This window comes from Bacillus sp. 05T22, assembly GCF_056396765.1.
Map to the genome: position 1 here is coordinate 1 of NZ_JBFTMC010000136.1, position 10,559 is coordinate 10,559.

At 34.7% G+C, this 10,559-nt stretch carries 9 protein-coding genes and 3 pseudogenes; 9 read left to right on the forward strand and 3 right to left on the reverse strand.

Going from position 1 to position 10,559, the window contains the following annotated elements; translation table 11 throughout:
- Positions 1–895 (reverse strand): DMT family transporter (locus AC1DIT_RS24870; RefSeq protein WP_476998480.1); only part of this gene is annotated, 895 nt, incomplete at its 3' end.
- Between the two features lie 155 nt (positions 896–1,050).
- Between AC1DIT_RS24870 and AC1DIT_RS24875 the strand changes: the two genes are divergently transcribed.
- Positions 1,051–1,386, forward strand: a complete 336-nt coding sequence (locus AC1DIT_RS24875) for a DUF3784 domain-containing protein (RefSeq protein ID WP_016114296.1) — start codon at positions 1,051–1,053, stop codon at positions 1,384–1,386.
- A 36-nt stretch (positions 1,387–1,422) separates the two neighbouring features.
- Here AC1DIT_RS24875 and AC1DIT_RS24880 read toward each other — a convergent pair.
- A pseudogene (locus tag AC1DIT_RS24880) lies at positions 1,423–1,982 on the reverse strand (CobW family GTP-binding protein); the annotation flags it as partial.
- Between AC1DIT_RS24880 and AC1DIT_RS24885 the strand changes: the two are divergent.
- The 6 genes and pseudogenes from AC1DIT_RS24885 to AC1DIT_RS24910 all read left to right on the forward strand — a co-directional run.
- Positions 1,973–2,452 (forward strand): annotated as a pseudogene (locus AC1DIT_RS24885) (TIGR03943 family putative permease subunit); the annotation flags it as partial. The pseudogenes AC1DIT_RS24880 and AC1DIT_RS24885 overlap by 10 nt on opposite strands.
- A 156-nt stretch (positions 2,453–2,608) precedes the next feature.
- Positions 2,609–3,139, forward strand: coding sequence for a cysteine hydrolase family protein (locus AC1DIT_RS24890; RefSeq protein ID WP_016114299.1), 531 nt, complete (start codon positions 2,609–2,611; stop codon positions 3,137–3,139).
- Positions 3,140–3,478: 339 nt separating this feature from the next.
- The gene (gene nhaC / locus AC1DIT_RS24895; RefSeq protein WP_016114300.1) at positions 3,479–4,882 is read left to right on the forward strand and encodes a Na+/H+ antiporter NhaC; all 1,404 of its coding nucleotides are present in this window, start codon (positions 3,479–3,481) and stop codon (positions 4,880–4,882) included.
- Between the two features lie 192 nt (positions 4,883–5,074).
- Positions 5,075–5,308, forward strand: a pseudogene (locus AC1DIT_RS24900) (TerC family protein); the annotation flags it as partial.
- A gap of 150 nt (positions 5,309–5,458) precedes the next feature.
- On the forward strand, positions 5,459–6,847 hold the full coding sequence (fumC, locus tag AC1DIT_RS24905) for a class II fumarate hydratase (protein ID WP_016114302.1): 1,389 nt from the start codon (positions 5,459–5,461) through the stop codon (positions 6,845–6,847).
- 92 nt (positions 6,848–6,939) lie between these two features.
- On the forward strand, positions 6,940–7,329 hold the full coding sequence (locus AC1DIT_RS24910; protein WP_016114303.1) for a hypothetical protein: 390 nt from the start codon (positions 6,940–6,942) through the stop codon (positions 7,327–7,329).
- Here the strand turns inward: AC1DIT_RS24910 and AC1DIT_RS24915 are convergent.
- Complete coding sequence (locus AC1DIT_RS24915; RefSeq protein ID WP_229165998.1) at positions 7,284–8,042, reverse strand: nucleotide disphospho-sugar-binding domain-containing protein; 759 nt, start codon at positions 8,040–8,042, stop codon at positions 7,284–7,286. The two genes, AC1DIT_RS24910 and AC1DIT_RS24915, sit on opposite strands and share 46 nt — an antisense overlap.
- A gap of 411 nt (positions 8,043–8,453) precedes the next feature.
- Here AC1DIT_RS24915 and AC1DIT_RS24920 point away from each other — a divergent pair, with 411 nt between their 5' ends.
- Together AC1DIT_RS24920 and AC1DIT_RS24925 are read left to right on the forward strand one after the other, a co-directional pair.
- Positions 8,454–9,218 (forward strand): DUF2087 domain-containing protein, encoded by a 765-nt coding sequence (locus AC1DIT_RS24920; RefSeq protein ID WP_016114305.1) that lies wholly within the window; start codon positions 8,454–8,456, stop codon positions 9,216–9,218.
- A 30-nt stretch (positions 9,219–9,248) separates the two neighbouring features.
- The coding region (locus tag AC1DIT_RS24925; RefSeq protein ID WP_476998481.1) for an MATE family efflux transporter at positions 9,249–10,559 on the forward strand (1,311 nt) is incomplete at its 3' end.

Consider the following 10,559-nt stretch of genomic DNA (forward strand, 5'->3'; position numbering starts at 1 on the left):
GTACAAGTACCATTACAATAATACAAAGAGCGCCTAAAAATTGAAATGATTGAAACGGAACATGCAAAATGAGAATAGAAGAAATGATAGCTGCAAGTGGTTCTGTACAACCAAATAATGTAGTTTCTTTCGGTGTAAGATATCGTATGCTGTCTAAATATAAATAAAATGCGATGAGTGTGCCGAAAATAACAACGAATGTAATGAGAAAAAGATTGTTAGGCTGTAAATATTTCATGCCAGATAATAAGATAAACTCGTTCGTGGAGAGAAAATGTAAGACGGTTACACCAACTCCTCCAATAATCATCCCCCATCCAACAATGACAGATGAAGACCATTTTTCTAATAATTCCTTTGAATAAAGGCTATAGAATGCTAGTGATAAACCGGATAAAATGCCCCAAACGATAGCTGGTGTTGAAACAGCTAAATTATCAATGGATCCATTCGTTAGCAAGAAAAAGGTCCCGATTAAAGATAGTACGATAGAAATAAAATCGATTTTAGTAGGACGAATATTCCATTTAAAGATAAGGTAAACAGTTATAAATATTGGTGCTAAATATTGTAACAATGTTGCGACTGCAGCATTTCCTTCCTGAATAGAAGCAAAATAGGTATATTGTACAGCCAGCATACCTAACAATCCAAACAGAATTATTTTGTTTGCCTCGGCTTTTTGCTTCCAAATACCAAGCACTTCTGATTTTTTACTGCCAAATGAGGAGAATAAGAGCAAAATAATTCCGGATATAAGTAATCGAATTGTAACTAACCATTCTGTAGAAACATTTTCTTGTTGAAACAGTTGTTGTGCGGCGGTCCCGGATAATCCCCATAAACTAGCACCTGTAATGACCATAATAATGCCTTTCAACCTTCCTGAATCCATAGCTGGGTTCTCCTTTCAGAAAGAAAATTTAATTGAAATATTGAATACAATATGTAATATATCACGAGTAATATTAAAAAAACAGAATTTTTTAATATTAAAGATAGACATGTGATAGTTATAATCATGGTAAAATATTGTAAAGGAGGGATTTGATGATCGGTGGATTTATAATCAGTTTTCTTGTAGGCATGTTAATCATTATTATGGGATACCAAATTCATATAAAAAAGCGGTTATTTCTCATTGCAGGATATCAAGAAGAGACTTTCGTGGGGGATAAAGAGAAACTTGCAAAAATATTTGGGGTTTTTTCTTACGTAATAGGAATTACTACGGCTCTGTTACCATTTGGATTAGAAACAATTGGTGATGCTGCGGGAATTGGTTATGGGATTTTTGTTGTTATAAGTACAATTGTACTTGTTATATGGGCTAATGTAATAAATAAGCCTAGTAACTCTAAAGAACAAACGAAAACAAGATGGTAACCTTTTAGGGAAACCATCTTGTTTTTCTACTTTGTATTATGATGCCACGGTAAAAGGAGGGATTGGATCAACAAAATCATCCCAATCCTGTCTCATTTCTTCATCGGTTAATAAGCATGTATCTAAAGAGCGTTCAATATCATATTGTTTCATTTTAACTCCAATAAAGACTAGCTCTGTTATGCGATCTCCGTACTGCTCATCCAATTTTTTAGTATTTCTGGCTCTTCTATAAGTATTTGCTGCTGCTCAGCTTCTGGTAATGCTGCAATCCATTCACCAGCTCCTTGGATGATAATGGAAGAGCCAGCTTGAGATAGAAGCCCCATCATGTGATTACGAGATGCAAGCCAGAAAAAATCTTTCGCTCTTACAACATCCAAAGGCCATTTTTTTAACCAATTCATAAGTCGAACAGGATGAAATGGACGTTTACGGCGATAAACAAAGGAACTAATGCCGTATTCTTCTGTTTCTGGTGTATGGTGTTCGCTATTTAACTCCTGAATCCAGCCAGCTGATTGACTTGCTTCATCATAGTTAAATAAATTTGTATTTAAAATTTCATTTAGTGGTACTGCACTAAATGAAGATTGTTCTTCTATATGCACTGTTTGTTATTCCGATTGTAAGTGCGTTTTTATTTTCCAACGTAACAATTAATGGTAGTCTCGCAGCGAACAGGGAAATGAATCAGAGTGCACAGGCAAAAAGTGTAGAGCAGAAAGTACCACAAACGAAACAGATCAGTTCTGATTGGAGAGAATTATTAGTTGATCAGGAAGAAGAGCCAATTCAAAATCTACCTACATCAGAACAGTCGCCAGAACAGTTAGAGAAAACGATAATGAACCAGAAGGAAATACAAATAGATGATAAAAACTATATTCAAACAATGAATATAATCGGAAAAGATGTTCTTGGATTTAAAGGGAAACAAATTACATTTACAGGTTTTATTTATAACGATAAAGAAGTAAAAGGAGATAAAATAGTAGTTGCCAGGTATGGTATTACATGTTGTATTGCAGACGCTTCAGTATGGAGATTATTTCTTATTAAAAACTCAGATATGAAATGCAACGCTATCCTTCAAATGCTAATTTCGTTTCGTAATGATGAGTAATCGAATCATATATTTTGGACACACTTAAAAATGTGAGTTTTCAAGTGAACATGTTTAGAAATTGTATTAGAAAGAAATGTTTTGGAGGTATTTTTTATGAGAAGAAATTGTGTAGCATTACTCATTATTGATGTACAAACAGGTTCTTTTCAAGAGAAGCAACCTTTATATAAAGGAAAGGAATTATTAGAAAATATTCAGTTGTTAATTTCAAAAGCTCGTACTGCTCAAGCACCTATTATTTACATGAAGTATAATGGAAAAGCTGGTTCTCCACTTGAACGGGAGACTTCAGGTTGGAGTATTCATAAATCTATAGCTCCATTAGCAGAAGACATTACTCTTGAAAAAAATCATCCTGATTCATTTCATAGAACGAGCTTACAGCAGGAACTAGATGAAAGAAGTATAAAACAAATTGTAATGGTAGGAATTCAAACTGAGATTTGTGTGGATGCAACATGTAGACGTGCTTATAGTCTTGGATATAATCTTACTCTTGTAGAAGATGGACATAGTACATACGACTCCACAATCTTATCTGCATCCCAAATTATCGATCATCATAACCAAGTAATTGGACAATGGTTCGCTCATGTTAAACCTGCTGAGCAAATTAGATTTTAGTGGGTATTTTCATTCTATAATATAGTACGAATATACAATTGATTTCAGATTGAAACATGATTCGGATTACATATAGTGTTATTTTGTAAGCGATTTCTAGATTTTTTCTTCGTAAGGTTTTCATATGTATTTTTGGAAATTATAAATAAAAATACAATATTTTTTATAATTTCCATTGCGAAAATCTCAATCTACTTTTACAATAGAAAAGGTCGTATATATTATACTGAAAAAATAAATCGAAATAATGTGAAAATTACGTTTTGTCTTCGTTCATTGTATATCGTATACACGTAAGACGACACACATCATGTTATCGACTTGTAAGGAGAGAAGCAAATGAAAAGTGTAAGATTACCATCGATTCCAGAAATCATTATTCTTTTATTACTGTTTCTTGCTGTTGTCTTTTCCTTTCAAACGATCTTTAATTTGCCGATTCAATTAGCGCTATTTATTTCATGGTTTTTAGTAATTGCGCTTGGATTAAGGCTAGGGTTTCGTTATCAAGAATTGCAAGATGCAATTACGAAAGGAATTTCTAACGGATTAGAAGCTGTTCTCATCTTAGTTGCTGTAGGAGCACTAATTGGAACATGGATTGCTGGCGGGGTTGTACCGACATTAATCTATTACGGATTAGAATTTATTCATCCGAGTATATTCTTATTAGCAACCTTAATTATTTGTTCAATTACTTCTATTGCAACAGGTACATCATGGGGAACAGTTGGTACAGCTGGTATTGCCATGATGGCAATCGGTGAAGGTCTTGGTTTACCGCTGCCATTAGTTGCCGGAGCAGTACTTTCAGGGGCATACTTTGGAGACAAGTTATCTCCGCTTTCTGATAGTACGGTACTTGCTGCTTCAATGGCAAAAGTAGATGTTATTGCGCACGTTCGTGCGATGCTTGTACTAGATGTACCAGCATATATTATTACCGGTATTATGTTTACAGTTGCCGGATGGATGTATGGTGGAGATAATGTTGATTTAAACAAAGTGGAATTTTTAAAAGAAGCTTTATTAAAGCAATTTGATATTAAAATATGGATGCTTGTACCAGCGGTTATTGTCATCGGACTATTAGCAATGAAAAAACCATCAATGCCAACAATTGCAATGGGAGCGCTTCTCGGTGCAGTTTGGGCAACTCTGTTCCAAGGTATGCACTTTGGAGAGGCAATTGGAACAGCATATAACGGTTTTTCTATTGAATCAGGTGTGGACTTCATTGATAAGTTGCTAAATCGCGGTGGAATCAATGGTATGCTTGGATCAGTAGCAGTTATTATTTTTGGATTAGGTTTCGGAGGGTTACTTGAAAAACTCGGTGTTTTAAAAGTAATCGTATCAAAATTTGAGAAGAAACTAAACTCTGCAGGAAATGTAACACTGTCCACATTAATCGTCGCTTTCTTAGCAAACGTATTCGGCTGCGCAATGTACGTATCACTTATTTTAACTCCAAAAATTATGCAAGACAGCTATGATAAATTAAAGCTCGATCGTCGTATATTGGCTCGTAACTCAGAAGTGGGTGGAACGCTAACTTCAGGTATGGTTCCATGGTCTGATAATGGGATTTACATGGCTGGTATATTAGGGGTCGCAACATTATCATACATTCCATTCATGTGGATGAGCTTTGTATCATTAGCATTGGCAGTTATATACGGATATACAGGGAAATTCATTTGGTATGTTGATGATGCTGAAAAAGGGAAACAAGTGTCATAATATAAAATCATCCCTTCCATTGGTGTATTAGAGATTTTTAATTTCTATAGAAGATGACAATTCTTCATCGTATAGTACGAAGTTAACCCGTAAGTTCGATTAGAACTTACGGGTTGTTCAGTTTCTAATGAGATTAGTATATTTCGCTTATCAAAAAGCAAAATATATAGTATCAAAAACAGGAGGAGAAATATGACTGAATCATTACTGCTGGAGTATGGGGGAGTTATATTAATTCTTATCGCATTAGAAGGAGTTTTATCTGCAGATAATGCTCTTGTACTTGCTATTATGGTTAAACATATACCTGAAGATGATAGAAAAAAGGCTTTATTTTATGGATTATTCGGAGCATTCATATTTCGATTTGGGTCATTATTTTTAATTTCATTTCTTGTGAATGTATGGCAGATGCAAGCGATTGGTGTTTCTGGTTGGTTTTTATCTCCCGATTCATCTGAAACATAATTTTTTAAATATAGAATTATGAATAAACAGGAGTGAGAATCCTTATCGTTTGAAGGGAAGTCTGTTACAATAAAAGCGTAGCTATTATATTTTCAAGGGGATGAAAACATGGAGTACAGAATTGAAAGAGATACATTAGGAGAAATGAAAGTTCCAGCTGATAAATTATGGGCAGCGCAAACACAACGCAGTAAAGAAAACTTTCCGATTGGAACAGAGTATATGCCGATTGAAATTGTACAAGCATTTGCAATTTTAAAGAAAAGTGCTGCGATTAGTAACCAGAAACTAGGGAAGTTATCAGAAGAAAAAGCGCAGGCGATTGTAGAAGCAGTCGATGAAATCCTAGCAGGAAAATGGAATGAACATTTTCCGCTTGTTGTATGGCAAACAGGCAGCGGTACACAATCAAATATGAATGTGAATGAGGTAATCGCAAACCGGGGGAATCAAATTTTAAAGGGAAAAGGGCTTGATGTACATATTCATCCAAATGATGATGTAAACATGTCTCAAAGTTCAAATGATACATTCCCGACAGCACTTCACGTTGCATGTGTGATTGCGGTGGAAAACCAAGTGTTACCGGCAATTACAAAATTAAAAGTAACATTAGAGAAAAAAGTAAATGAGTTTCAAAATATTATTAAAATTGGTCGTACGCATCTGCAAGATGCAACGCCTTTAACGCTAGGACAGGAAATTAGTGGTTGGCATCGTATGCTTGAAAAAACAGAGCGTATGATTGCGGATAGCAATACATATATGAAAGAACTTGCGATTGGTGGTACTGCAGTTGGAACAGGAATTAATGCTCATCCTAAATTTGGTGAGATGGTCGCAGAGGAAATTAGTCAGTTTACAGGAAAACAATTCGTGTCTGCACCGAATAAGTTTCATGCATTAACGAGTCATGATGAAGTTGTGTTTGCACATGGTGCATTAAAAGCATTAGCAGCTGATTTAATGAAGATTGCTAATGATGTACGTTGGCTTGCGAGCGGTCCACGTAGTGGTCTGGGTGAAATTATTATTCCTGCGAATGAGCCAGGAAGCTCTATTATGCCAGGTAAAGTAAATCCAACGCAAAGTGAAGCATTAACAATGGTTGCAGCGCAAGTTATGGGAAATGACGCAACAATTGGATTTGCGGCGAGCCAAGGTAACTTTGAGTTAAACGTATTTAAGCCAGTAATTGCATATAACTTCTTACAATCTGCTCGTTTATTAGCTGATGCAACAGTTTCGTTCAATGATAAATGTGCGGTTGGCATCGAAGCAAATAAAGAAGTGATTAACCAAAATGTAAATCGTTCTTTAATGCTTGTTACAGCATTAAATCCACATATTGGCTATGAAAATGCAGCGAAAATTGCTAAACATGCTCATAAAGAGGGATTAACGTTAAAAGAAGCAGCATTACAATCAGGATTATTAACGGAAGAACAGTTTGATGAAATTGTAGATCCGAAGAAAATGATTGCGCCGAAAGAATAATTTTAATTCATAATGGAGAGCCAGGTTCTAATTTTAGAATCTTGGCTCTTTTTTCATGGTAAAATATTTGAAATGAAAGGAAGGTGAGGAGAATGAAATACGCCATTTCTACACTAGCGGTGCTGATTACATTTATCGTATTACAATTGTTACCAAGAACTATATTCACATACTTTTACATGCAGGATTCACGGGATTGGACGAGCGTTGCAACAATAACTCCAGCGGTATCTGCTAATTACTTCTTTGATGTTGACTACATACAATTATTCTTCGTTTTTTTATCTTTCATTGTAGGATTTGTTACACTTAAATTTATTGAGAGAAGGAAAAGAGTTTATATTAAAAGTAAATCCGGTAATAGGAGCTACAAGATAATGCTTATGGGCTATGAAAAAAAATCTATGTTAGTGAAAACATGGATCTTTAATGATTTTCATGAACGAGTAAATTTGAAAATCTTATTAGCAGCCCTAGAATAACCACCCGCGTTACGAAATGATTGACTAATTTTTTTCGTATTGTTCTTATAAATAGGATTCCTTAACACTTCACTAACAGCTTCTTTGATATCCTCCGCCGATAGTTGTTGAATATTTAACATAGCTCCTGCACCAAGTTCTTTCACTCGTTCAGCAATCGTATGTTGATCATTTATGATAGGAAGCATAACTAAGGGTACTTCAAAATAAAGTGATTCACTGGTGCTATTCATTCCACAATGGCTAATAAAGACATCAGTTTGGCGAAGTACATCTAATTGAGGAACATAGTTACGAACAATAAAATTATCGGGTATATTCTTTAGCTGCTCTGCTTTTAATTGTTTGCGTTTGGCGATTTCTTCTAATTGTAAAAATGCTTTTAGCATGGTCAAACGCTCTTGTTTTTGTTCCATATCATCTATTCCTGTCAGGGACATATTTATTTTTGGATCTTGTGAATATGCAAAAGTGGTCCAAGTTGCAATAGATAATAATTTGTTTTGGTGGGCAATCCATTTTCCAGGTAAAGACTGTGCATCGTATATAATATAATCATACGTTTCGTTGGAAATTTCCTCTAGAATGGAGTCGGTGATCATTTCCATTGCATTTAGAAATTGCAATAAATATTCTTGAGGCTGGGGATTAACTGTCCGTAAAAGTCGGATTGGTGAGGGATAATACTCAGTGGGAGATGAAGAAAAACTCAACTGCTTTTCACTTTGAATGGTTGTGAATATTCGAATAGATCTCGAGGGGATTGGAACCAACTAGAGAATAAAAAAGAAATTATAAAAGTAAGTAAGATCTTGATAGATGTTGTGGTGAAATAGTAATCTGTTGCTTTTGATCATGATATGGAAATGAACATGAACATGAATCGTAAATAAGGCGATATAATTGGGCGTAAAAAACAAAAATCTTTTCACAGATTTTTGTTTTTTTATTAATTATAAAATTCCTTTCATTTCACATTGTATACAAACGTTTTTGAATTTGTTTATAAAATAAGTAAACGTAATGTTGAAATGTTTGTTGAGTTTATGCTAATATGATAAAGTGGATAAACGATATCGTAATTTGTTTAGGTTAATAATAAACTTTTTGGAGGATTGTTTAATATGAGTGATATTTCAGAGAAGTTTTGGGACGCTTCCGTTGAAGAACTGAAAAAAGGATATGTATTTGAAGAGGATACAGAAGAATACGTTTGCTTAGCTTGCGGAGAAACTTTTATAAAAGGTGTTATTTATCAAGAGCATAATGTTTTGTATGAAGCAGAGAAATTCGCACAGCTGCATATTGAAAAGGAACATACATCTATGTTCGCATATTTATTAAGTCTGGATAAGAAGTTTACAGGTTTAACAGATTTACAAAAGAAAATGGTGCAATTTTTTTATATGGGTTTAAATGATAAAGAAATTGTGAAAGAGATGGATGGAGGCAGTACATCGACAATTCGTAATCATCGATTTACATTACGGGAGAAGATGAAACAGGCTAAGGTGTTTTTAGCGCTGATGGAATTGTCGGAAGAAAAATCAAAAGTGCAGTCTAAATTTTTACCGATTCACCGCACAGCTACAATGGTGGATGACAGGTATAATATTACAGAAGATGAGAATGATGAAGTGCTGAAATTGCATTTTACCGAAGGATTAGATGGGCCACTTGTTAAATTTCCGAAGAAACAAAAGCGTAAACTTATCATATTGAGACATTTAGTGAAAAAGTTTGATAGTAGTGAGAAGTATACAGAAAAAGAAGTGAATCAAATTTTAGAAAGTGTGTATCCGGATTTTGTAACTTTGAGAAGATATTTAATTGAATATGGTTTTCTAGATCGAACAGCTGATGGAAGTAAATATTGGGTTAAGTTATAAGAAAAAGACAAAAGAAAGGAGAAATGAAATTTGAAATTACCTACAGATAACACCGAAGAAGGTGTAGAATCACAGAATCAGGAGAAGGAAGGGAAACCGATATGGAAATCAATGTCCATGTTCTTAGTTCCTTTACTTTTAAGTAATGTATTACAATCAGTTGGACAATTGTTTGGGATGGTAGTGGTAGGACGATGGCTCGGTGTGAATGATTTAGCTGCCATTTCTGCATTTTTTCCATTGTTCTTTTTACTTGTTTCATTTGTAATTGGAATTGGCTCTGGTAGTTCAATTTTAATCGGGCAGGCATTTGGTGCTCGAAATGAAGATCGGATAAAAGCGGTTGTCGGTACAACGCTCACATTTACATTTATTATTGGAGCTATTTTAGCGGTAGTTGGAAGCATATTTGCAATGGACATTCTGCGCCTTATGGGGACACCAGAAAACATTATTGATATGAGTGTTCACTATGCACGTATCTTATTTATTTCAATGCCGGTCTTATTCTTATATTTTGCATATACAACATTTATGCGAGGTACAGGAGATTCTAAAACGCCATTTTACTTTTTAATTGTTAGTACAGTATTGAACATGATATTGTTGCCTGTTCTTATTTTTGGTTGGTTAGGATTGCCGGAACTTGATGTTTATGGAGCAGCTTATGCTTCTGTTATATCAACGATTATAACGTTTGTTGTAATGCTTATTTATTTAAAGAAGAAAAATCATCCATTGCAATTGGATGGGGCAGTACGAAAATATCTTCGGATGGATTGGGAATTATTAAAGTTATTACTACGTCTTGGTATTCCAGCAAGTATTAATATGATATTAGTTTCGTTATCTGAGATTGCAGTCATTGCATTTGTAAATCGCTTCGGTTCTGATGCGACCGCAGCCTATGGAGTCGTGAACCAAGTGGCAAGTTATGTACAAATGCCTGCAGTGAGTCTTGGAATTACAGTATCCATTTTTGCTGCACAATCCATTGGTGCGAATCAATTCGATCGATTACAGAAAGTTGTTCGGGCAGGTATTGTGATGAATTATATCATCGGCGGGGTATTAATTGCTCTTATTTATTTGTTCTCAAGAGAAATTTTATCGTTGTTCTTAACAAGTCCAAATACAATCGAAATTGCTCATAGTTTAGTGATGATTACATTATGGAGTTATTTAATTTTCGGTCATGCACAAATTATTGGTGCGACAATGCGGGCAAGTGGAACCGTACTATGGCCGACTATTATCAGTGTTGTATCAATTTGGCTTGTAGAAGTTCCTGTTGCCTATTACCTTTCGTATCATACAAGTCTTGGTATAAAGGGTATATGG